Source organism: Mycobacterium paraffinicum (genome assembly GCF_001907675.1).
GTDB lineage: Bacteria > Actinomycetota > Actinomycetes > Mycobacteriales > Mycobacteriaceae > Mycobacterium > Mycobacterium paraffinicum_A.
Window position 1 is genome coordinate 18,161 of sequence record NZ_MPNT01000041.1, and the last position, 22,098, is coordinate 40,258.

Consider the following 22,098-nt stretch of genomic DNA (forward strand, 5'->3'; position numbering starts at 1 on the left):
TGTTAAATGTGCACGATAGCGGTGTTAGCGTGTTAGTGCGCCTGCTGCAATTACAGCAGGTGTCATGTGTCGGCGGTACCGGGCATCTAACCGGGCCGTCACGGGGGCCGAATTGTCGGTGGCCGCAGCGAGGCGGGGCAGCGACAATTACTACAAAACATCGCGAATAGTGAAACCAGAGGGGATGTTGTTTCATGCAAGTTGATGTCACACCCGAAGCGTTAGCAGCCGCTTCAGCTCAGGTAGCTGCATTGACCGCTCGTCTCTTGGGTACCAACGCCGCGCACGCCGTGGCCACGGGTGCCATCCTGCCGCCTGGCGCAGACGCGGTGTCGGTGAAGACGGCCGCCTCCCTGGTCGCTGAGGGCGTGTCGCACCAGGCGATGGCCGGCATGGGCAACACCCAGCTCGCCGCCTCTTCGGAAGGCGTCGGCGAATCCGGTATCGGCTACACCCTGGTCGACGGCATTCAGGCCGGCGCATACGGGGCCAGCGCCGGCATCAGCGTCTAGCTGTCGATCATCTGGCAGAACGTGCACCCATGTCCTTCGACACAGTATTAGCCCAGATTTGGGTGGCGGCGCCGCCCGAAGTCCACTCGGCGCTGCTCAACGCTGGCGCCACCGCGGCGGGAATCACTGCCGCGGGAACGTCGTGGACGCATCTGAGTGCCGAATACATGGCGGCGCTGGCCGAACTCGAAGGGATCATCGCGGCTGTCGAATCCCAGTATCAAGGCGAGGCAGCCACCCAGTTCGTGGCCGCTCATCAGCCGATGCTGTTGTGGCTGGCCGACGTCGCCGCCAAGGCGGCGTTCACGGCCGGATCCCACGGTGAGATCGCGGCGGCCTACGAAGGCGCTGTCGGCGCGATGCCGACCATGGGGGAGCTGTTCGAAAACCATTTCGTTCACGGCGTGCTGATCGGTACCAACTTCATGGGCGTCAATACCATCCCCATCGGGCTTAACGAAGCCGATTACCAGCGCATGTGGCAGCTGGCCGCCGATGTCATGAGCACCTGGGATGGCGCTTCCAGCGCCGCCGCGACCTCCATCCCTCCCACCCCGATGTCACCGGTCACCCTGAGCGTCGGTACGGGGGAAGCGGGTTTGGCGACCGCGGTCTCAGCGGGATTCCATACTGCCGGGTACGGCACCATTGGTGGCGGTGCGGCAACCGGTTCCGATATCTCGAGTGACAAGCTGCTCGCGGGCAAAGCCGCGAGCAGTCCGGCTTCAGTCACTGACAAACTGCCGCCGGCGCAGAACCAAGCGCAAGCGGCCGGCAACCAAGACGGCACCGCCGAGCAAGGGCTGACCCAGAACATGGCGGGCAGCTTCTTGCAGCAAGCCGCATCCATCGGCCCGCAGGCCGCCCAGGGGCTCACTCAGGGCCCCGGCCAGCTGCTGACCTCAGCGCCCCAGCAACTCTTGTCGGCGCCCCAGCAGCTCAGCAGCATGCTGGGCCAACTCACCGGAGGGGGCAGCTCCCTGGGACAGCAGGGGGTGCCGGTCGGCTTCGCCGGCACCGGGGCCATCGGCGGATTCAACCCCGCCGGCATGACCAGCCTGGCCGGCGGTGCATTCGGCAGCGGGCCCAGCAAGCCTTTGATGCCCTCCACCTGGGGTGCGGCGCCGAGCACCACCTCGTCGCTGGCCAACAGCGCGCGTGCCATCACCCCCGTCGCTACCGGACTTCCCGGCGCCGCCGGCTCCAGTGGGAGCGGCGCTGGCGGCGGCATGATGGGCGGCGGCGCCCACAACACCCGGGCCCGCGGTCAACGGGTCAACACCTACGCCGACGACGCTGTCGACGAGGACGCCGACAGCGAAAAGGAGGCGTACGCAATGACCCGCTAGGACGCCTTCACCCACACTGCGGATCGCATCGACTAATCCACAAGCCAATCCAGCACCGAAAATCACCATCGGTCCCCAAGAAAGGACACCGACAATGGGACTTCTTGACACCAACGTTCCAGCCATGGTCTCGGCCGGCCACAGCTTCGGTCAGAACGTGGCCATCTACAAGAGCACCCTCGCCGCCGCTGAGCAATCCGCCCAGGCCGCCCAGGCCTTCCACAAGGGCGACTCGGCGATGGCCTTCCAGGCGGCTCACGCCCGCTTCGTCGAAACCGCCAACAAGGTCAACGCGCTGCTGGCCATCGCCGAGCAGAACGTGCACGAAGGCGCGACGACCTACACCACCGCCGACACCAACGCGGCCGGCGAATACGTCATGTAGCAGCCCGGGGGCAACCCCGGCTACACACCCACTAGACGAAGCGAAAGGTACAGCTCATGAGCCAAATCACTTACCAGTACCCGGCGATGCTCGCGCACGTCGGCGAGATGCGGGGCCACAACGCCGCGCTGCGCTCGATCGGTTCCACCATCGGCACCGAGCAGGCCGCCTTGGCCGCCAACTGGCAAGGCGACACCGGTCAGACCGCCAACCAGTGGCTGAGCCAGTGGAACCAGGCGCAAGAGGAGCTCGCTCAGCGCCACAACAACCTGGTCGAGATCCACGAGCAGAACACCATGAACATGATGAACTACGACCAGAACGAAGCCGCCAAGTGGGTTTAACCCGGCGCAACTAGCTCCAACACAGACAGGTGGGGCGGTCACCCGAGACGGTGACCGCCCCACCTGCGCATTGGGCGACAGGGTCTTTCGACGCTGTCTGAGCTTCCGCCCCGTCCTGTCTCGCTTTGCGAGAGAAACGACGTCGATCAGATCTTGTCCCAGGCGGTGGTGAGGGCCGCCAGGCGGTCGAGGGCGGCAACCACGTAATCAGAAATCGCACCTCCCGAGGAGTGACCGGCGCCCGGCACGATGTGCAGTTGCGCGCCCGGCCATTTCTGTGCCAGTTTCCAGGCGACGTCGGGTGGGCAGCTCAGGTCGAGGCGGCCGTGGATCAGAACTGCCGGAAGGTGCTTGATTCGGCTGACACCGGCAAGAAGCTCTCCCTCGGCTCGCCACGCCGTGTGTCGCCAATAGTGAGTGACCAAGCGCGCGAAGCACATTCGGAACCGCTGATCGTCATATCGCGGTATTGGCCGAGGCTCGGGTCCAAGGTTGACGTGGCTTTCCTCCCAGTCACACCAGTCACGGGCAGCCTTGTTCCGCACCTGCGCGTCGGGGCTGGCCAGCAGCCGGGGCGTATTGGTCCACCAGGGAACCGTTGCGCTCGTTGTCGGGTACGCCGTCACGGAACCGCATCCATTCAGCGGGAAACAGCCGACCCACGTCGTGAGTAATCCATGCGACATCACTCGGGCTGGTCGTCGTGACCGCAGTGAGGACCAGTCCAGTGATGCTGCCCGGGAACGCTTGGGCGTAGGCCAAGGCCAAGGTGGTGCCCCACGACCAGCCAACCAGCAACCACTGGGGCACGTCGAGATGTAAGCGCAGCAGCTCCATGTCGGCGATGAGGTGGTCGGTGGTATTGGCGCTGAGCTCCACGGCCGGATCGCCGGCGTGCGGTGTACTTCTGCCGCAGCCACGTTGATCGAACGCCACAATGCGGTAGCGCTCAGGGTCGAAAGGCCGGCGCATCCCGGGCACACAGCCCGACCCGGGTCCGCCGTGGATGGTCAGTGCAGTGACGCCCTCGGGGTTCCGCAGGACTCCCAATAGATTTGGTTACCGTCTCCCACGTCGAGCATGCCCGACTCATACGGCTCGATCGGCGGGTACAACGCGCCCATCGCCTCACCGTATCCACAACGGTTAGCCGGCGTCTCGCCACGGGTGCTCATCCAACATGGCAGCGACCACCTCAACGATCTCGGCATCCCGACTGTCCCCACGGCCGGCCAACCGCTCAACAGCGGCGGCGATGCGCTGCAGGAAGGCGCCGTAGACGCTGGCGGCAGCGGTGGCGTAGCTATCGGCGGCCTGCACCTGCGGTGAGCCCGTGTACCGCCCCGGCAGACCACGCAATTGCTGAGCCAAATCCCAGGCTTGCTGCTGGACTGTGTGCACCAAGATGCGCACCCGCTCGATGTCCCACGGCTGACGCGTTTGCTGTTCGACCACACCGGCTTCGAGCAGATAGTCGATCTCGCGGACCGCGGCCAACGCGTCTTCGATCGTGCCCGTGTGCGCCCGCAGCTCCGCTGTCGGGATGGGGACGCTCAAGGCAATCCCCAGCTGGCCCGGTTCTGCGAGGACAGCGGCCTGGGCGTCGGCTCGTGCCCTCCCGACTCGTTCGTCGGCGTCGAGATGGGCTGCCGCGATCTGTCGCTCGGCATGCTCGTGTGCGGCGGCCACCCGCGCCGCCGCCTCCGCGCCGATGCGCTCAACTTCTGCCTGGGCCTGAGTAGTCGCAGCCTCGGCGTCGGCGAGTGCCTTCGCGATCCGTTCGTCGGCGGTCTGGCGGGCCGCGGCGACCTGTCCCTTGGCCTGGCCGTGTGCTGCGGCCAGCTCGGCGGCGTGGTCGGCGTGGGCGCGTTCGAGTTGGCCGCGTAGTTCCTCGAGGGCTTGTTGGGCGGCCGCGCGTTCCTCGGCGCGTTCGGTGGCGCGTTGTTGGGCGCGTGCTTCTGCGGCGCGGGTGCGTTCGTGTGCTGCGGCCAATTCGCTGGCGTGGTCGGCGTGTGCTTGTTCGAGTTGGCCGCGTAGTTCCTCGAGGGCTTGTTGGGCGGCCGCGCGTTCCTCGGCGCGTTCGGTGGCGCGTTGTTGGGCGCGTGCTTCTGCGGCGCGGGTGCGTTCGTGTGCTGCGGCCAATTCGCTGGCGTGGTCGGCGTGTGCTTGTTCGAGGTCAGTGCGCAACTGCTGCAAGACCTTCTGTTCGGCCAGCCGTTGATCGGTGCGCTCTGCGTCTTTGCGCGCGGCCTCAGCCTGGATTGCGCGCACGCGTTGGCGGGAATCCTCAGCCACACGTGCGGACTGCTCGGCCTCGTCTCGAGCCATCTGCGCGGCCGCGTCAGCGTCCTGCTTGTCTTGCTCAGCTTGGCGGGCCTGGCGCTCGGCCGCGACGCGCAGCTGGTCTGCCTGGACGAGCCGCATCAGCGGGGAGAGGCGCTTTGGGCCGGAGCCGAATCTGTTGCGGTGGTCGACGAGCTCCCGTTCGCTCATCGCCGCGACCCTGGCGACCTCTTCAGACGCGGGTATCCCGAGCTGGTCAGCGGCGGCCACTGCAGCCATCGCAGCACGCTTGGTTAATGCGGCCCACTCCTCGATATCGAGGTCCTCGATGTGCTGCTGCAACGTGGTCATCGGCGGCGCCTCCTGCCGCCGGTGGGGACTTGTTGGCGTGCAGTGCTGGGCTTGTCAGCTACTGCAACCCCGGCTACGGGATGATCCGGCTCCGAGCCGGGTGGTTCATCAGCGTCAGCGACGACTGCGGGGGTCGCAGCCGGCGCCGACGCTGCTGCGGGTGACGCTGCCTCGGTGGTTGCTGCCAGTGTGCTGCCCTGTTGGGCCAGCACCCGGGAGAACTGCTTGAGCTGTACCGCCGCGGCTGCCGCCAAGGTGGCGTCGTCGAGCTGGCGCGCCTCCTCGAGCAGGCCCTGCAGAACCGTCAGCGCCAGCTCCGGCCCGAACCCCACTGTGGCATCCGCGGCGGCGGCCGGTTCCATGCTGCCTTTGTCCACCACCCACGCCAAGCGTTCGCGGCACTCCTTGACCGCCGCTGCGTGCCGCTCGGCGTCGCGGAGCTCCTTGTGGTGACGTTCCCGTTGTTCGGTCCGCAGGCGGAACCTCTTACCGGCCTGGAGCAGCGCCACCACCGCGATCAGGGCCACGATGAGGGCGGCCAATACTGCTGCCGCACCGCCGAACCCACCCGAGACCAGAAAGTCGCGCGCCGGCGGTAACGCCGGCATCCGCTCGGGCAGCCCGACCCCATCGGCGATGAAAGTCCCTGGCGTACACGACATGACAAACCTCGCTTACTCGTTGGACGCGGGAACAAGGCGCGTGCTCAGCCACTGACGGCCATGCGCGGTAGTGATGTAGAACAGGTCCGGGTGCCGGCCGTCCTGGGTAATGACGATCGTCGTCGCTGGGGCCTGAGCAGACTGAGGTCGGCGCAGTGTCACCGTGATCGCACCGGTGGGCGCATCGCTGCTGGCGTCGCTGACGACAATCGCCTCAGGTGGTGGTGTGGTAGGGCGTATCGAGAATTGTTGCGGTGCAGCGTGATTGGCCAGGGCAGTCCACTGGCGAGGATCGGAGGTGTACAGGGCAACCGGCTGGCCTGATAACGCCAGGCGGGCGATGATACCGATGTGGAACTGTCGGGTGCCGGTCACCGTGATCCGCACCGGCTCCGGTGAGGCCAGCCCCAGATATACCGGCTGGCGTGCGCGGTTGTAGCCGATCGGAACACCGATCGCCGCCGTCGGCCACCGCAGCGCCGCCAGTGTCGAGGGCACCACCTCGGTCGCGGGCAGCTCGACGTCGGCGCCCGCATCGATGCCGGTGGCTGCCAAGGCCGGCCCGATGTGTCGATGCAATCCGTGAAACCCCGCAAGGCCGGGCAGCTGCCGGGGCGGCCGCGTCGCGGTCAGCGTGCCGACTACGGCTTCGGCGGTGGCTGGTTGGCGGCCACGCGAACGTATGGTGACCGCCACCCAGGTGGCCTTGGTGTGCAGGTTAGTGAGGGTTTCCAAGACGTCGGGCAGCGCTGAGGGATCCACCGCGTACACGGCGCGGAAGCCATCGGAATACTCCGTCCCAGTCCATGTTTCCCTGCGCACACTTGCCGACGGCGGCACGAACCGAGGAAGTTCTTCCTCGTCGCTGAGGCTGGCCAGCCAGCCCCGTTCCCGCAGTTCGGCGATGAGCCGGCGCGCCACGGTATCGGCCAGGGCAGCACGATGCGGTTGTGACGGTGAGGCGTCGTCGTCGGAGTTGGCGCCGGTAGGACTTCCCAGGGTGGTGCGGCGGGCGGTCAACGCGCCCACATTGTCCTCGGCACGCAACGTGTAGCTCAGCCAGGTGTCGCGATGCTGGCTGTTGCGCCCGCCGACCAGCGGCGCCGAGTCGCTGCGCAGTCCACTGGCCGGTGGGGTGCGAGTGACCGAGCAGACAGTCAGCGTGTCGGCGCGCACCCCATAGCGATCGAGCCAAGCGGTGATGAACTCCCAGGGAAGCTGGTCGCTGTGGTCGCCAGGGGCGGTCAGTGTGTGCGGATGAGTGCGCAGGTGGATGACGATACGGGCCTGCAGCGCGGCCTCGCGCGTCGACGATGGCCGCGGCGCCTCGGGCGCGCTGCGCCTGCGGTGGCCGCTGCGCTGGGCGCGTTGACGGCGGTTATGCCACGCCATCGGAGTCCAGCGGGCCACCGTCGTCGACACGTGCTGGCCGTGCCAGGACCCCACAAATGCGACGATCACCAGCGCCGCCGCGGCGTAATGCCACCACTGGGGCGGTCGCCCTGCCGGCAGCAGCGTTGCCCACCCGAGCAGCAGCAGCGAGGCCAGCGTTGTCAGGCGCCGCCAGCTGGGCCACGCTGGGGAGAAACGGGACGATTCGCGGCTAGCGGGTACTGCGACCACGGCGCATTCCAATCACGGTTACAGCGATGGCGGCGGCGGCGATCGCCGCGAGGCCCGCACCGAAGGCGATCAGGCGGGGCAGTCGATTGTCCGGTGGTGGTGGTGCCGGCGGAGCGACCCGCACGATCGGCATTTGCGCCGGCAGGGCTTCACCTTGAGGGATGTCCCACGTGAGCGCGGCTACCGGGTCGATAACCCCCGCACCCACGAGGTTGGACGGTGCACGAGCGGCGTTGTGCGCCGAGGAGACCAGGCGGTTGACCACCTGACGGGAGGTGAGGTTGGGGAATTTGGAGCGGACCAGGGCTGCGGCGCCGGAAACATATGCTGCCGCGAAACTAGTCCCGTTGATGGCGACCAACGGCTCTTTGTTGGATGGCAGACCGTTGATGATGCCCGAGTTAGGGCCGTTGCCGAGCGAGACGACCTGCTCACCGGGGGCAGCGACACCCACCCATGGGCCGGCCATGGTGAAGTTCGACGGTTGCCCTTCAGGGGTCAGAGAAGCCACCGATAAGACGTAGGGCTGCCAGAACGATGGGGTGGAGATAGTGGTGGCGCCGGCCCAGTTTCGGGGATCGTCGGGGCGATTGGGATCGGTGAGCGGATTGCTGGTGCAGCTGCTCTCACCGGTGTTTCCGGCTGCGGCCACCACGACGATGTCCTTATCGATCGCGGCGTAGCGCAGGGCCGCGCCCAGCGCCGCTTGGTCGACCTGCTTGTAGACGGGGAAGCAGTCGATCAGTGAGAGGTTGATGACTCGCACGCCGGGGATATCGGCGGCGTGGCGTACCGCCCGGGCCAAGGTGGCGACGTCCCCGGCGGTCTTTGCTTGCTGGGCGTCTTGTCCCGAAGGCGTCTTGGGTGCCCACTGTGCCGAGGTTTGGCGGATGGAGACGATCGCGGCCTCGGGTGCCACGCCGGCGAATCCGTCGGGGCCTTGCTGGGCTGCGATCAGCCCAGCGACCGCGGTCCCGTGACCATCGCAGTCGAACAATCCGCCGGCCGGTGGGTCGATGTAATCGCCGCCCGGGGCGAGGTTGGGCAGGCGCGGCTGTGGCGTAACACCGGAATCGATCACGGCGACCACCACTCCCCTGCCGCGTGAGGTTTTCCACGCTTCGGGCAGATTCAGCATGGCCTGGCTGGGAGGCACAGCGGCCGGGTCGAACCCCGGCATTGCCCCATAGACCTGGCATTGCCCGTTCTGGCGCATTTCTTGACCCGGAGCGGGCGGACCATCAGGGGGCAGCGCAGCTGGGTCGACGACGGGATATGCCAGCGCGGAGGCCTGGGGCACGGGGCTGCACACCACCAGCAGTGTGACGGTCGCGGCGATCGAGGCCAGTCGGCGGATCATCACAGGATTCCTCGGTTGCGGATGAGGCTGATCAGACCGATGAGCCACAACATGGCCGGCGGAATCGTGATCAGCAGGGCGTTTTCGAACAGGTCCAACCATCGGCGCTGCGGGATGGAAAGCTCGCGCGGTTTGACGGCTGCAGCGCCGAGCAGCACGAGCGTCAAAGCCACCACGGCGCCGGCCGCGTACAGGCCAGAGACCAGGTGACCGGCTGCGGTGAACGACACCGCCAACGCGACGACGGTTAGAAACGGGGCTGCCAGGAACCACAATGCGGGGATAGCTGAATCCCAGATCCGCATACGCAGCACGGTGACGGTGGTGGTGACCACCACCAGCCACCACGCCAACAGCGGCGGCGCGTCCGGCAACCACACCACCAACACCGAGCCGACCACCGACAGAATCACCGAGGCCGCGATCAGACCGCTCTGGTAGGAGTTGCACGTCGCCGTCTTACGGGGCAGATCTTCCAGTTCGGCCAGCGATGACGCCGCGGGCGTGGGCTCGCCTGGTGCCGGCACATTCGGAAGCGGGAAGCGCGCCCACATCGCTGACACCGTCGGGGCATTGCTGGCCAACAACAACGACACCGCCAGCACTCCGCACCCCAGGGACAAATACGGCAAATGCCACAGGATGCGGGCGCCGGCGGCGGCCGCGATCGTTGCCGCCACGGCGACGACCGCGGTGTGAGTGGCCACCCAACTATTGGTGACGGCCAGCAGCAGCAACGACCATGCGACCAGGAAAGCCGCTGCGAGGAAGACCCGCGGCGCCGCAGCATCCCCAGGCACTACCGCGGCGCCGGCCAGCGCCAGCGGCGCAGTGGCCACTAGACCCAGGCGTGCAGCGGCGGCTTGCAGGCCGCGCCGATACAGCCAGAATGTGGCGGCGATGAAGACGACGGCGAGCGCACCCAACACTGCGGCCGACCACACCCGGTAGCCGCGGTGCCAGCCATAAATCGCCAGGCCGCACGCTAGGGTCGCCGCGATGACCACTACCACCTGGGCGGCGGTGCGCAACATGGCGTGCTCGAAGGGCTTGAACTGGCTGGCCGAATGGATCGCCGAGGCGTCAGCTATGTCTTCGACCACTGGTGGCGCCGTCGGGCCAGGCGGCAGCTTGCACAAGATGAGCTGTTCGCCGTCGTCGATGTTCAGCGTGGCCAGGGTGGCGTCCAAACTGAACGGTGTTCCCCCGAGTGGGGCCAGCGAGTACGGGCGCAACCCGTCGTCGTTGACGGCATCGGCTGGCACGTCGTCGTCATCGCGACCCGTGGCCAGTGTTGCGCGGATCCGCGGAATCAGTTCCCTAATGGCCAGTGTGGTCGGCAGGGCCAAGTCCACCGCGGCGTCTTCACCGATGATGGCGACGCGGACTTGGCCGGTCGCAGCGGCCGGATCCATCGGTCAGAAACCCCCAGTTTCAGTCGTGCGGTGCTGATGCGGCCCACGGGCGGGATAGTGCTGAGCGATCGCGCCGGCCAACGCCATTAGGGCCTTTCGGGCTCGCGATTTGAGTTCAACGAAGGTGACATCGCGCCCCTCGGCGAGGTGGACATCGTAGGGGATCCTGACCACGCTCACACCCGGGATCTTGGCGGTGAACTCCTGTTCGGCGTCATCGAGGTCCACCAGCGGCTTGTTCTTGAACGTCGAGTTCAACGCGATCACCGTGCGGGGCAACAGGCGCGCGAAACCGTGCGCCTGCAGCCACTGGATGGTGGTCCAGGCGCCGTTAAGGCCGTCTGGGGCTTGAGAGGACACCACGACCAGGCTGTCGACGTGATTGGCGATGGTGGAAAACAGCGGTGATGTGATCGCCGTGCCGCAATCGAGCAGGATGACGTTGTAGTGCTTCTTCAGGATCTTCATCGTCGCTTCGAAGTCCTGCGTGTTCAACGTGTAGGAGGAGCGCGGATTATTCTGGGCGCCAAGCATTTCGAGGCGGTCTTTGTTCTGCACGGTGAAGGTTGCGACTGTTGGATAACTGCTGGCGTCCTGCAGCGACGACAACGCCTCGATGTTGGCGTCGGCGCCGCCTTTTTGCTCGAACCGCGACGAGAGGTTGCCGAGGTCGGTGTCGACGTCCACGGCGATCACCCGGTCCCCACGCTCGCGGGCGATCGCGCTGCCCGCGGCGACGGTCATGGTCGTCTTGCCCACGCCACCCTTGGCGCTGACAAACGCCACCACGTAGACGTCGAGCAGCGGTGCGGTGATACTGCGGATGAGCTTGTCGTGCTCTTCTTGCTTGGCGCTGGGCCCGGGCGTGATGAGCCCGAAGGTCATTTGCGACACCAGCTTTCGCCAGCCCTTGCCTACCGGTCGGCGCCGCGAGGTGACGAACTGTTGGCCTTCGTCAAGCGCGCCGTAGCCGCTGGGCGCGAACGCTCCCGGTGAGATTGGCTGGTCGCCGAACAGGGGCTGGTGCGGGTCAGCGGCCGGCGGCTGCGAGGGCGGGGTCGAAGGCCAGCCCGCCGGCAGGTGCTGCTCATGCGGCTGCGGCGTGTCACTGAAAAAGCCGTCGAGGCCTTGCTCGTGCTGCGGGGGCTGGCCGCGGTGCGCGGCGATTTGGTCGAGTGAGATCTCGGCGGTCTTGTCGCTGGATGCCTCGTCGCCGGGCTGCCAAGCTGGATCCGGCTGGCGCGGTTCGGTATTGGGGCGCGCCGGGTCAGGCAGCTTGAACGTTGGCGCCCCGTGCGGGGCTGCATGTTGTGGCCGCGACGGCGGCGGGGCTGGCGCGCGGGTCGGTGGAGGTGGCAGTGGCTGATGCGGCGCCTCGGCGCCCGGAGTAGACCCCTGGTGAGGGGGCGGTGCCGCCGGCCACCGCACACGCTGGCCTGGCCCGGTGTCCGGTCCGTTGCTGGGCTGCCTGCCGTCCTCCTGGGGGGCGGCCCCAGAAGGATAGGGGTAGCGCTGGTCTGAGGTGGGCTGCTCGTGGTGGGGTGTGTCGTCTTGGGGGAAGGAATCAGAAGGTGTGCTCATCGCTTCGGTTTCTACTTTCGGGTTGGTAGAGGGTCAGATACTGAAGTTTTCGTCGGGGAACCACGATCCCGAGGGGAGGCGCTCGGTCAGGTCGCGCACCGCCATGGCGATCGAAAACGGTTCAGCGGGAGCGAAAATGGACACCCCGCCGGCACGTGGCTGCCCAGGCGTGGGGCTGACGAGGATCTGCCCGACCTCAGTGCTGATGATGTTGACACTGACATCGGTGTGATGGTGAGCGCCGTTGGTGGCCTCATGGGCGGTCAGTTCGACGGTGATGCGATCGCCAGCACGGGCCACTTCCATGATCTCGGCTTCTCGTTCGGGGATGCCCAGCTCGATGAGGGCTTCCATCAAGTCAGCGCCACGGGCGACGCGGTCGTCGAGCGCTTTGCCGGTGTCCATCGGCAGTGAGAACTCCTCGAAGCGAGCCGGCGGCTGATCGGGGGGCAATCCCGCGGTGATGATCGGCACGATCGCTTCGCTGTGGGTCACCTGCATCGGCGTGAGCGTCACCATCTGCGCGTAGCGCAGCGCGACCACGGCATCTGGCGGTGAGGTGCGCGCCAGCACCCCCCGCAGAATCTGTTCGGGGTCGATCATGGTGCGCCATTCCAGCCACTGGCGCGGCTGACATACGGTCTTAACCGACTGCGCGACAGAGGGTTTGATGTCCCCGTCTGCGTCAATGACGCCGGCCTCAGCCAGCTCCGCAAGGCAGCGCTGGTTGAATGGTTCCCGCTCCCCTGGATCGACATAGGGGGCGGTGATCGCCAGCATCCACGGATAGGCCCCCACGCGCAGGTGGTCGGCGAGAAACCAGGCCTGGTGCGCGTCGACCTCGACCGCGTCGTACCTAGTCGTCATCAGCACCGTCTCCATCGGTGGGTAGCTTGGCTTGCTCCAATTCGGTTAGCACAGGTTCCAGGGCGCGCTCGACGATGAACGACATCGATGTCGTCCAGCGTTTTTCTTGAGCCCGAAGGCGTTTGAGGGTCCGCCGGTTGATCCGGATCGTGGTCGGGACCTTGTCGTCCTGGGCGAGAACGCGGGCGCTCAACTCCCGTACCAGGTCTGATTCAGCCATCGGCTACCCCTTTCGCAATGGGTCTTTTGCCCGCGCGCTCGCAGTAGAGCACATAAAGCGGACACGGCAAATAGATTGCCTATCTCGCTCGCCAATCATGCCCTCGCGCAGTCATCGCAAAATGTCGCACCCCGCAGAATGTGGGAAGCGAAGTGGGCATCGCGACCGTCGCGCGCAATACGGCACAAGGCGCTATGCACAGATGCGGGTATGCAGTCCGCGAGTATGCGCGCTGCGCATCGTCAGGTATGCGCGGCGTATGCGCATATGTGCGTTTCCGCTGAAAGCGGGCGGGCGCGGCGGTCCACGTCTCGCCAGTGTCGCGAGGAGCTGTCATGATGGGGACCACGCGAGTGGACCCTTCAGAGCTTCCAAGTCCGTATCTCGTGCCTATCCAATCCCCCGCTCCCTAATCGTCACGTGACACGAAGGATCTGTTCGCGGTGGTCTCGAGGATTGGGTGATGCAGGCTGCATCACTGCGGAGCCCTGGTGACCAGGAGCGCGTTGGCACCAAATGGCTTGCCGACCGTCGCGCGATTTATTACCCTAATACCGGTATTTAGAAAGGAGTGCTCGTGGCCCAGACGACAGCCCGCCCCGCCCGCCGAGCCAAGCCAGCCGGACGCAAAACCGCCAACCGATTCGCGATGCTGGCCGGCGGAGACACCGCACCAAGCACCGACCCCTCCCCCGCTACCGACTCCGCGGCCTCGGAGGAAGGCACCGGCCTTATCGCGGGCATGTCAGCCATAGTCGCTAACGAAGCGCACCGGGTGGTCCAGATCCACGTGGCCGAGATCGCGCCGCACCCGTTCAACGATCCCCGGCGGTCACAGCCGCAGCCCGGCGATCCCAAATGGGAAGAACTCCTCAACGGCGTACGTGCCAGCGGCGTACGGCTGCCCGTGCTGGTGGTCACCCGCGAGGCGTTCATGGCGGCGCGGCCATCGACCGCCGACAGCGCAACCGATGCGCGCTACGTACTGGTCTACGGTCACCGCCGACGCATCGCGGCGATCGAAGCCGGCCGAGACACCGTCCCGGCCGTCGTCGACGACGCCATCATGGTCGACGACGGCGATCTGGACGCGATGGCTACCGAAAACCTTGGCCGCCAAGACCTCTCCGACCTTGCCGAGGGCGAGTTGTATGCGCGCTACTCAGAGATCGGACTGTCCCAACGCGCGATTGCCGAGCGGCTGGGCGTCGATCAAGCCACCGTGTCCCGCAAGCTCGCACTCAAGCTGCTGGCTCCCGAAGTCCGCGACGCCGTCGACGACGGCCGGCTGCCCAGCGCCGAGGCCGCGGCCTTGGCGGGCAAGCTGCCCTACGGCCCGCCTCGGCGCTGGCAGAAGACCAAGGACCCCGATCAGCTCAGCGACCTGCGCCACAAGGAACAAATGCAGGCCCTGCACCTGATCCTCACCCGTGGGATGATCGCCACCCGCGCCGCCGAGCGGGTCATCGCCGAGCGCACTGCCCGCGCCAAGGCCGACGAGTTAAGGATCCCCCTCGTCGAGGACCCTCGCGCCGAACTTGGCGAGAACTACCAACTCCACCGCGTCGCCGACTACGAGCCCGATGCAGAGGTCATCGGCGCCATCAACCCAGCCTCAGGCGCCCTAGATCTCTACGCACGGCACCTCGCCGGTGAAGAGTTGACGTCGACGACGTCGAGCATCGGCGACGCGGCCGCCGCAGACCCACCCGATCAGCCGGGCGCTCCTGAAGTCCTCGACCCGCCAACCGAATCGGATGCACCCCCTCCCCGAGAAGAAACAGACCAGGATCCAGGCCAAAGTGACGAACCGACTCCGGACGCCGCCCAGCGACAGGCAGACGCCCAGGCCGCGGCCCAGGCCCAACGCGCAAGGCGGGAATTCTGTGCGGTACTGATCAATCAGCAGCCATCCAACGCCGAGCTCCTCAAGATTCTGGTGGCTCAATACCTGTCCGGTGTGGCCGCGCGCAGCGCAACATCAGCGGTAAGCGCGCTGCTACGGGACTGGGACGCCACCGCTGACGGCCCAGCGGAGAAGGCGCGAAACGCCCGGGCCTGGCACCGGGCGGTGGCCGCGGCTGAACTCCACACGGCGGAACTCAAAGACAAGGCCTGGGACGACGACGCCGCCGCCCACGTCAACCTGCTCATCAACCGAGCCGGCTACCAACCGACCCCATGGGAACGCCGCCAGCTCGAGGCCGCCGGCGCCTAAGCCACCCCGCATCGACCGTCACAATCGCCTCGGGTGATGCATGCTGCATCACCCGCCCCACGCCAAAGGAGATTATCGATGTCCACTTATACCGTCGCCAACATGTCTGGCAGCGTCGGGAAAACGACGACCGTCGTGACCACCGCCATCCAGCTCGCAGGCTCTGGCCTGCGGGTGCGCGTCATCGATCTCGACCCCCAAGCAAACGCCAGCACCTGGCTGGGCTACCCCGACATCAGCGGTGTGACCATCGCCGACGTACTGCGCCAGCAAGCCACAATCGACGACATCGAACGGCCCGCTCGCATCATCCAGGGTTTCACCGACGCCGGCGAACCCGAATACGCCACCGACGAGGCCACCGAAATGCACATCGGCAACCTGACGGTCGTGCCCGCCGCCCGCTCGACGCTGGACAAACTGATGGTCGAACTACCGGCCGTGACCGGAGGCGTACTACGCCTGCGGGATGCCCTCGAAGCCGCCACTGCCGTTGACGTCACCCTCATCGACTCCCCCGGCTCCAACAGCGCACTAGTCACCACGGCACTGATCGCATCCTCAGTCGACGAGGACGGCCCTTCCGGCGGATGGGGACTGATCACCTGCACCAAGCCAGCAGGCAAGGAATCCGAAGGCATCCAGGCACTGCTGCAAGAACTCGCGATCATCAAAAAGACCTTCAGGATCGACATCCCGCTCCTGGCCATCGTGCCGTGCGCCGTGCCAGGTACCGGCGGCGTGTACCGCGAACAGATGGAGTACTTACAGGAAGGTTTCGGTGACAAGGTCACACCGGCGGTCCGACGCAGCTCGATCGTGGATGAGGCCTACACCAACTACCTTCCCGTCCCGTTGTACGGATACCGAGCCAAAGACGTCAGCAAAGACTACGAGAACGTCATTAACCACATGAAGCGCCAAGGAATGTTCCGCCCAGCAGCCATCAAAGCCTAGCTCCGTGGACAGCCCCACCAAACCCAGCGACGTCAGCAAGCTCAACATCCCCACCGAGCTACACCAGAGGGCCCGCGCGGCGGTGCGCATCGTCGAGCGCGTCACAGGCCGCCGCTACACCATCGCCCAATTCACTCGGGAGGCCTTCGTCGCCCAGCTGCGCGTCATCGAGCACGACTACAACGACGGCCGCGAGATCCTCCCCGACCCACAACCCCTCGACCCGGGTCGCCGCTAAGGCGCGCTGACAGCCCCGCCGCCCCGCCCTGAGCGGTCGGGCTCATGCGGCGACGCCGCGCGCGACGCGACACTGGCGTCACGTTGCTAGCCTGACTGCGCACCGCTACCGCATTCAAGAACCCGGGCTGATCTCGTGTTACCTCATGAGAATCCGAAGCCGCGACTCTTTGCTCCGCGCCGCATCGGGAAACGAGGGACGGTGAAGGTCTCTCGCCCCGCGACCGGCTCCCCCACCGCCGCACCCCAAATAGCCCATGTGAACTGCGATATCCGGGCGATGACCGGACAACAAGACGTGTGAATCGCGGGCGTTACACCGGATAACGCGCGGGCCATCAACGGGTGACTGCCGGCCCTATGTGCGGATCTGCGTACGTGGCAGTGACGCCTGTGGTGCCGGGTCTAGCACCGCATCATTGTCGGCTGACCGACGCGTTGCCGCACGCACGGACAACGCACGTATGCCCGTACGGCGCAACGCCCAACTACCCGTACGGCCCACCGCGTGATCACTCGCGTGAACACACGGCGGTCGCAACGCTCTAGCGACCACCCGCGCACCCGTGACATGGCCCGGGCGCGCAGACGTCCGAATTGACGGCAGCAGAGTGCCGCGACCACACGGGCCGGTCGCCGCCCGTGCCAACGGGCGAAGGATCGTCGGTCGAAACGTCCAAATAGTGGGCTAGGTAACGGTTCGACTTCACGTCCGTGCGCCTACATGACATCTCGCGGGTGGGTACGTACGTTGCGACGCATGACAATGACTGGGCCCGATGCGCGGGCCATCCTCGTAGCGAATCAGAAAGGCGGAGTTGGAAAGTCAACGACCGTCGCCGCGGTGGCGGAAATGATCGCCGCCGCGGGGAAAAGGGGCCGTCGCGTGCTCGTGGTCGACGGCGACCCACAGGCCAACGTCACCGTCGAAGATCTCGGCGTCGACGGAGACCGCGGGCAATCGCTGGCCCAGACCCTGCAATTCGGTGCGCCCCTTGTCCCGGTTCGCAACGTACGGGCCAATCTCGACGTAGTCGCCGGCGGTCCACAACTTGCCGTCGTCGGCGCCGGCGCCCACCTGATGGCCGAGAACGGCATTGACATGGCCGCCAACCTGGAAAACCAGCTCGCCAAACTATGCGAAGACGAGGGCTATGACCTGGTCCTCATTGATTCGGGTCCAGGTGACGTACCGCTGCTCGACACCTATCTCACCGTCGCGAACTATCTGTTGATCCCCACCCGCGACGACCAAGCCAGCCTGGGCGGTGTCGAACGGCTGGCGCGCCGCTTCTGGCGCGCACGCAAACTTGGTGCCTCCATCCAGCTTCTGGGTGTGCTGCTGTTCGATGTCAACCCACGCGCGAAGAAGCGTAACCAGGACGTGTTCGATCAAGTGAGCGAAATGCTCGAAGGCAGTGGGACAACGCCGTTCGACATCACGATCCGATCCGCGCCCGCGGCTGCCGTCGACATGCGAACGCTGCACAAAACCGCCGGCGAACTCGTTGCCCTGGCCAATGACGACCGCCGAGCTCGATTGTCGAAGCTGCGCGACAACCAAAGTCCCGAGCGCGCCATGTGGACAAGTGACCCCACCGGTCTTGCCGCCGACTACCAGGAGCTCGTCCGCCAAATCGTCACACGACTCGGCCGATACGAATCTGCCACGGCGGGGGAGCGCGTCGGATGAGCCCTTCACGCACCCGCGGCAAGCCGCTGTTCGACCCCCAGGCGCTAGACCAGGATCTCGACGAGATGTGGCCTGTGCGCAAACCCGGATCCGCCACGCCAGCTCCGCCGCCGGTTACGCCACAACCGGCAGAAACTTCTGTCAACGCGAAACCGGCCCACTCTGACGCGCCACCAGCAAGCACCCCCGCCGTCGAACCGGCCTACGCGAACACGCCAATACCGACCATCCCAGAACAGTCCACGCCGCCGAGGCCGATAACCACTGGACGGCCGACAGGGAGAACCCGTCCACCTGAGGTCTTGTTGTCGGCGGAGGTCTACGACGAGCTCTACCGAACTCAGATCGCCGAGAAAAAAGTCCGCCGCGGACTCGCCCGCACGATGGGTGCCATCGTTTTAGACGCCATCGAAACCCACGCGGCGAAACTGGCGACGACTTGGACTACCCAGCGATACGCCGTAGGGGAGGGCCAGCTTTTCGAACGCCCTTCATCGCACGCCGTCCCGCGGCGGCGACGCCACGCAACCGCTCCACGCACCGTTGTTCTATCAGGAGTGACAGCCGCAAACGGTCAGCGGCTCGACAACCTAGTCGAAGCGTGGGCCGCCGGCACACGAAGCGCACTCGTGGAGCAAGCACTCAGATACGAGTTCGGTTTAATCCCGGACTGATTCAGGCGAAGCTGGCTGCGTTTATCTGTGAGGAGTAGCCCACCCACCTCGACGACGAATTATCGTGGTGGAGAGCGTATCTCTAGATTCGGCGGTCAGATCGACGTGTGGCCGGGTGGGGTGGCGTCCTCATCGATGCGCACGCGCCGGGCGCGGGCCCGCAGATCGGGGTGATTGAGGAAACCGTCTAGGAGCGCAACCGGTCCTCCGACACAGGTCCAATCGTCGTCCCACAGTGTGGACACTAGCCAGGACCGATCCACTGGGAAGATCAGGTCCGGTAGGCGAGTTGACCTTGACGACCAGAAGTCACCAGAGCGCCAGTCGGCGGCCTGCGCTGGTCCGGCCTGCACCAGTACATAGGGCCAGTTTGCATATAAGTTCAGCCTCGGCGCGTCGGGGAAAACGACGTCGGCGCAGCCGGTGTCAAGGTAACCAATCCACCACCGCTGATCCGGAGACTGCCTACGTAGCAACGCGACAACGGCCCGATCGTGCCCCTGCAGTTCCTCTTGGGTGTCGGGCAATACGACGGTGCCGTAGTTGTCAAATGTGGGTGGGATCGCCGAAGTGATTCCGACGCCGATCGGTGTAGCCGCGTTGATCCACGCGACATCTGCGGCCGTGCCGACTATCCAACTCCGACCGTCTCGGAAGACCCGACTCACCGCAGAGACCAACGCCGACGGCGTGCACGCATCGATCATTATCGTCGCGGTGGTGAAGGTTTTCGAGTCGACCCGAGACAAGGCCTGATTCCAGCGCCAACTATCCGAGCGCACCTTCACACCAGTTCGGCGCAAGGGGTGACCCCGACAGTCGTCCCTTGCGTCGAACCTAAAAAGATGAAGCGTTATCCGGACAGGTTGATGGTTCGGCACGGGCCGCCTGGCACGCACGCGATTCCTCCGCCCGTCCCCGCTTTAGCCCACGGGCCGTCGGGGATACCGGCCCACACCTGGCCATCGGAGCGCGCCAAGGCCCCTGGGCCACCTGGAATCTCGGCACCGGCTCCCTGCGGGCCCGCCGACGGCGTGCAGGGCGTGCCGTCCGGGTTGTAGCAACCAGGAGCCGGAGGGGCCGGCGGCGGTGGTGCCGGATCGGCGAAAGCGGAGGGTGCAACTGCGATTCCTGCGGCAGCGACACCGGCGAACAGAACTGGTGTGAGCTTCGAAAGTTTCGCGTTCATACCAACTCATCTACCCCCACGCACGAAATGCTTACACCAGCTAACTATGTCTCGTGCGTCACAGAGGCCAAGCAACTCTTAGCCGAACTGTATTGCCCCACCGCGACACTGCAGTGATTCGTCGTGTCCCGGTTACGAGGGGAACGAGACCGTTGAGTGGGTGATGTCGCTCGGAGCGCCGATAGTAGAGCAGTGCAACGAGAGGATTCGCAATTGGCCGGCGGACAGTCCGCGGTGCCCACGTCAGGTAACCACTGGGCGAACAACTCAGACGACAAACCCCGGCAGCCTCGTTTTGACGCCGGTGTGCGCACGCCCGCGGCGCACTGATGCGGCGCACCGAGGAGCAACCCAATATGGTCCCCACCATCATCACGTTCAGCACCTCCCAAGGGGTCGTCTCGTGGAGTGCGCTCGAGCGGCGCTCATCAGGGCCGCCCGGCGGGATCGCCGGCGGCCTGCTTGGTGGTGAACCCGCCCTCGTCGCTATCGTGCGGGAGGTCCTTGCCGGCAACTTGCCCAGAAGTGTGCGCGTGGCAGAACCCAACCTCGATTACATGTTCACCAGCCATCGCGATACTGCGGCCGACGTGGCCGCAGCGATGCTCGTGGCGGGCAATGGCAGAGGCCGGCTGTCCGACACAGGGTGGGCGGCCTTGGACGCCGCGATGGAAAGCGACACGAGTGCGGACGACTCCGATGGGCCGATCACTTCCTGACGATGCTGAACTAAATGGGGGAGCGGTGCCGATGGGCCGAGTGCATGCAGAGGAATGCCGGCGCGTTCTATGCACCGTTGGTTGCACTGGCGCGCCCGTCGAAATTGCTGAACCGGCACCGCGGACCCGGCGTCGGCCTGTACACCGTGGTCGAGCATTCGCGGCAGTGAAAACTGCGATGAATAGTCCCGCAGGAACACTGCTGACTGCCCACCAGGACACGGCCGCCACCGCGCATCCCGTGGCCGTTGGGACACTGCTGTGGAGGCGGGGGTTCTTCCCAGCCCCGGCGAGTCCGGCGCAGGCCACTCATCAGGTCATCATATGACTAATCCGCCGCCAGAAGCGGTACGTCAAGGGCTGCTGACCGTCCTGGCCCAGGCGGCTGGGGCAATGAGTACAGCCGACCTACGGCGTTGTCTCTCAACAGGTTTAGGTGCTGATGTTATTCACGAGCGCATCTATCACCATCTGCAGATTCTAGAGAAGCGCGGTGACATCATCCGGGCGGGCACGGTTGGTCGGCACATGATGTGGCGCCACCGCACGGGGTGAAGGCATGTGTAGAGGGGAAGGGCCATCGCATCGCCTATGCTTGGGCACGGCTTTATGTCAGGGGCCTCAAGTGCTGCGTCACAAGGTGTGCTTGTGGAGCGGCACAACGATTGCTTGTAGGTGTCGCGGTTGGTCGATAGCATCGCACACGTGTTGACCGTAGCTGCTGAGCGCAGGCGTCCATGACTGCCACCGATCCGACTGTCGCGTTGATTCAGGCTGCTGCACAACGGGAATCAGGAAGTTTTGCCTCAAAGATGGCTGATTCATCCTTGGCGGCCGCAGTGGACGTGTGGCTGCGGCGCGTAGCCCGGCGCAAAGCTACACCCGCGCAGCGTGCACGGCTGGTCAAAGCTGTAGAGCGGGCCAGCTCGGCCGAGACCAAGGCGGTGCAACTGACCCGCGCTGCGCTTTTGCGGGCCGCTGGCCTGGATGAGCGGCCGGCCGCGGCAGCGGCGATCGCGGCCGGCGCCACATACACCGAAGTCGGCGCGGTCCTCGGCATGACCCAGCAGGGGGCCAGCGCGCGCATCCGTCCCTACCTGGCCGCGCGTGCGTCCGAAGGCCGCTTATGACGGATTCAAGCACCGCGTCGCTAGTAGTTGAGCGTCACGTCGTGATTGTGACCGGCGCGGGTGCGTTCACGGTCAGTGGCGACGTACTTACCGGACCGGTTGACTCCATCGACAAGCTCGCGAAATTGATCGAGTGGGCACACGACAGCCGTGGCCTACTGCAATCGATGCCCACAGGTGATGCCGATGTTGACCCTGCCCGGATATGGGTAGTTGGTGCGGGTTGTCGTCAATTGATTACCCCCAACCCCGACGTGGGGGATTCCCCCGGACTATTCGAGCAACTAGGGCAGTCGTTGGCGCCGCTGGTAGGGCGCGGCTGGGAGCTG

21 protein-coding genes are annotated in these 22,098 nt (G+C 65.8%); 10 read left to right on the forward strand and 11 right to left on the reverse strand.

What is annotated here, in order from left to right; all coding sequences use genetic code 11:
• Positions 1-194: 194 nt before the first annotated feature.
• The 4 genes from BRW65_RS27370 to BRW65_RS27385 all read left to right on the forward strand — a co-directional run bounded on the left by BRW65_RS27370 (position 195) and on the right by BRW65_RS27385 (position 2,590).
• Complete coding sequence (locus BRW65_RS27370) at positions 195-512, forward strand: PE family protein (RefSeq protein WP_036456391.1); 318 nt, start codon at positions 195-197, stop codon at positions 510-512.
• A gap of 29 nt (positions 513-541) precedes the next feature.
• Positions 542-1,861, forward strand: a complete 1,320-nt coding sequence (locus BRW65_RS27375; RefSeq protein WP_065501432.1) for a PPE family protein — start codon at positions 542-544, stop codon at positions 1,859-1,861.
• Between the two features lie 94 nt (positions 1,862-1,955).
• Positions 1,956-2,246, forward strand: a complete 291-nt coding sequence (locus BRW65_RS27380) for a WXG100 family type VII secretion target (protein ID WP_036456387.1) — start codon at positions 1,956-1,958, stop codon at positions 2,244-2,246.
• A gap of 56 nt (positions 2,247-2,302) precedes the next feature.
• Positions 2,303-2,590, forward strand: coding sequence for a WXG100 family type VII secretion target (locus BRW65_RS27385; RefSeq protein ID WP_036456385.1), 288 nt, complete (start codon positions 2,303-2,305; stop codon positions 2,588-2,590).
• A gap of 146 nt (positions 2,591-2,736) precedes the next feature.
• Here BRW65_RS27385 and BRW65_RS32535 read toward each other — a convergent pair whose 3' ends face one another.
• The 10 genes from BRW65_RS32535 to BRW65_RS27430 all read right to left on the reverse strand — a co-directional run bounded on the left by BRW65_RS32535 (position 2,737) and on the right by BRW65_RS27430 (position 12,952).
• A complete protein-coding gene (locus BRW65_RS32535) occupies positions 2,737-3,015 on the reverse strand; it encodes an alpha/beta hydrolase (protein ID WP_242657608.1) in 279 nt (92 codons plus the stop codon).
• A 97-nt stretch (positions 3,016-3,112) separates the two neighbouring features.
• Entirely contained in the window at positions 3,113-3,640 is a 528-nt protein-coding gene (locus tag BRW65_RS32540; RefSeq protein ID WP_242657607.1) for an alpha/beta fold hydrolase, read from the reverse strand.
• Positions 3,641-3,736: 96 nt separating this feature from the next.
• Entirely contained in the window at positions 3,737-5,224 is a 1,488-nt protein-coding gene (locus BRW65_RS31925) for a hypothetical protein (RefSeq protein ID WP_073880076.1), read from the reverse strand.
• Positions 5,221-5,886, reverse strand: a complete 666-nt coding sequence (locus BRW65_RS27400; RefSeq protein ID WP_244168239.1) for a hypothetical protein — start codon at positions 5,884-5,886, stop codon at positions 5,221-5,223. The genes BRW65_RS31925 and BRW65_RS27400 overlap by 4 nt, the downstream gene beginning before the upstream one ends.
• Positions 5,887-5,898: 12 nt before the next feature.
• Entirely contained in the window at positions 5,899-7,509 is a 1,611-nt protein-coding gene (locus BRW65_RS27405) for a hypothetical protein (RefSeq protein ID WP_242657605.1), read from the reverse strand.
• Complete coding sequence (gene mycP / locus BRW65_RS27410) at positions 7,490-8,869, reverse strand: type VII secretion-associated serine protease mycosin (RefSeq protein WP_065501479.1); 1,380 nt, start codon at positions 8,867-8,869, stop codon at positions 7,490-7,492. Before mycP ends, BRW65_RS27405 begins: the two co-directional genes overlap by 20 nt.
• Positions 8,869-10,284, reverse strand: coding sequence for a type VII secretion integral membrane protein EccD (eccD, locus tag BRW65_RS27415; protein WP_065501426.1), 1,416 nt, complete (start codon positions 10,282-10,284; stop codon positions 8,869-8,871). The genes mycP and eccD overlap by 1 nt, the downstream gene beginning before the upstream one ends.
• A gap of 3 nt (positions 10,285-10,287) precedes the next feature.
• Positions 10,288-11,865 carry a MinD/ParA family ATP-binding protein gene (locus BRW65_RS32545; protein WP_073880078.1) on the reverse strand — a complete coding sequence of 526 codons (1,578 nt, stop codon included), beginning with the start codon at positions 11,863-11,865 and terminating at the stop codon, positions 10,288-10,290.
• Positions 11,866-11,898: 33 nt separating this feature from the next.
• On the reverse strand, positions 11,899-12,747 hold the full coding sequence (locus tag BRW65_RS27425) for an ESX secretion-associated protein EspG (RefSeq protein WP_242657604.1): 849 nt from the start codon (positions 12,745-12,747) through the stop codon (positions 11,899-11,901).
• A complete protein-coding gene (locus tag BRW65_RS27430) occupies positions 12,722-12,952 on the reverse strand; it encodes a hypothetical protein (RefSeq protein ID WP_065501424.1) in 231 nt (76 codons plus the stop codon). The genes BRW65_RS27425 and BRW65_RS27430 overlap by 26 nt, the downstream gene beginning before the upstream one ends.
• 577 nt (positions 12,953-13,529) lie before the next feature.
• Between BRW65_RS27430 and BRW65_RS27435 the strand changes: the two genes are divergently transcribed.
• The 4 genes from BRW65_RS27435 to BRW65_RS27450 all read left to right on the forward strand — a co-directional run bounded on the left by BRW65_RS27435 (position 13,530) and on the right by BRW65_RS27450 (position 18,057).
• Positions 13,530-15,170 carry a ParB/RepB/Spo0J family partition protein gene (locus BRW65_RS27435; RefSeq protein ID WP_073880104.1) on the forward strand — a complete coding sequence of 547 codons (1,641 nt, stop codon included), beginning with the start codon at positions 13,530-13,532 and terminating at the stop codon, positions 15,168-15,170.
• A gap of 78 nt (positions 15,171-15,248) precedes the next feature.
• Positions 15,249-16,127 (forward strand): ParA family protein, encoded by an 879-nt coding sequence (locus BRW65_RS27440; protein WP_065501420.1) that lies wholly within the window; start codon positions 15,249-15,251, stop codon positions 16,125-16,127.
• 4 nt (positions 16,128-16,131) lie between these two features.
• On the forward strand, positions 16,132-16,365 hold the full coding sequence (locus BRW65_RS27445) for a hypothetical protein (protein ID WP_242657603.1): 234 nt from the start codon (positions 16,132-16,134) through the stop codon (positions 16,363-16,365).
• A 759-nt stretch (positions 16,366-17,124) separates the two neighbouring features.
• A complete protein-coding gene (locus BRW65_RS27450) occupies positions 17,125-18,057 on the forward strand; it encodes a ParA family protein (RefSeq protein WP_073880080.1) in 933 nt (310 codons plus the stop codon).
• A 769-nt stretch (positions 18,058-18,826) separates the two neighbouring features.
• On the opposite strand, the gene BRW65_RS32060 is transcribed toward BRW65_RS27450, so the two are convergent.
• Positions 18,827-19,480 (reverse strand): hypothetical protein, encoded by a 654-nt coding sequence (locus tag BRW65_RS32060; RefSeq protein WP_208611938.1) that lies wholly within the window; start codon positions 19,478-19,480, stop codon positions 18,827-18,829.
• A gap of 769 nt (positions 19,481-20,249) precedes the next feature.
• Between BRW65_RS32060 and BRW65_RS27475 the strand changes: the two genes are divergently transcribed.
• Positions 20,250-20,639, forward strand: a complete 390-nt coding sequence (locus BRW65_RS27475) for a hypothetical protein (protein ID WP_244168240.1) — start codon at positions 20,250-20,252, stop codon at positions 20,637-20,639.
• 737 nt (positions 20,640-21,376) lie between these two features.
• Entirely contained in the window at positions 21,377-21,769 is a 393-nt protein-coding gene (locus tag BRW65_RS27480; protein WP_073880088.1) for a Fis family transcriptional regulator, read from the forward strand.
• Positions 21,770-22,098 lie beyond the last annotated feature (329 nt).

What these genes read in the sequence shown, in the direction of transcription:
- BRW65_RS27370 (WP_036456391.1), top strand. Translation starts at nt 195, where the DNA reads ATGCAAGTTGATGTCACACCCGAAGCGTTAGCAGCCGCTTCAGCTCAG.
- BRW65_RS27375 (WP_065501432.1), top strand. Translation starts at nt 542, where the DNA reads ATGTCCTTCGACACAGTATTAGCCCAGATTTGGGTGGCGGCGCCGCCC.
- BRW65_RS27380 (WP_036456387.1), top strand. Translation starts at nt 1,956, where the DNA reads ATGGGACTTCTTGACACCAACGTTCCAGCCATGGTCTCGGCCGGCCAC.
- BRW65_RS27385 (WP_036456385.1), top strand. Translation starts at nt 2,303, where the DNA reads ATGAGCCAAATCACTTACCAGTACCCGGCGATGCTCGCGCACGTCGGC.
- BRW65_RS31925 (WP_073880076.1), bottom strand. Translation starts at nt 5,224, where the DNA reads ATGACCACGTTGCAGCAGCACATCGAGGACCTCGATATCGAGGAGTGG.
- BRW65_RS27400 (WP_244168239.1), bottom strand. Translation starts at nt 5,886, where the DNA reads ATGTCGTGTACGCCAGGGACTTTCATCGCCGATGGGGTCGGGCTGCCC.
- mycP (WP_065501479.1), bottom strand. Translation starts at nt 8,869, where the DNA reads ATGATCCGCCGACTGGCCTCGATCGCCGCGACCGTCACACTGCTGGTG.
- eccD (WP_065501426.1), bottom strand. Translation starts at nt 10,284, where the DNA reads ATGGATCCGGCCGCTGCGACCGGCCAAGTCCGCGTCGCCATCATCGGT.
- BRW65_RS32545 (WP_073880078.1), bottom strand. Translation starts at nt 11,865, where the DNA reads ATGAGCACACCTTCTGATTCCTTCCCCCAAGACGACACACCCCACCAC.
- BRW65_RS27425 (WP_242657604.1), bottom strand. Translation starts at nt 12,747, where the DNA reads ATGGAGACGGTGCTGATGACGACTAGGTACGACGCGGTCGAGGTCGAC.
- BRW65_RS27430 (WP_065501424.1), bottom strand. Translation starts at nt 12,952, where the DNA reads ATGGCTGAATCAGACCTGGTACGGGAGTTGAGCGCCCGCGTTCTCGCC.
- BRW65_RS27440 (WP_065501420.1), top strand. Translation starts at nt 15,249, where the DNA reads ATGTCCACTTATACCGTCGCCAACATGTCTGGCAGCGTCGGGAAAACG.
- BRW65_RS27450 (WP_073880080.1), top strand. Translation starts at nt 17,125, where the DNA reads ATGACAATGACTGGGCCCGATGCGCGGGCCATCCTCGTAGCGAATCAG.
- BRW65_RS27475 (WP_244168240.1), top strand. Translation starts at nt 20,250, where the DNA reads ATGCGGCGCACCGAGGAGCAACCCAATATGGTCCCCACCATCATCACG.
- BRW65_RS27480 (WP_073880088.1), top strand. Translation starts at nt 21,377, where the DNA reads ATGACTGCCACCGATCCGACTGTCGCGTTGATTCAGGCTGCTGCACAA.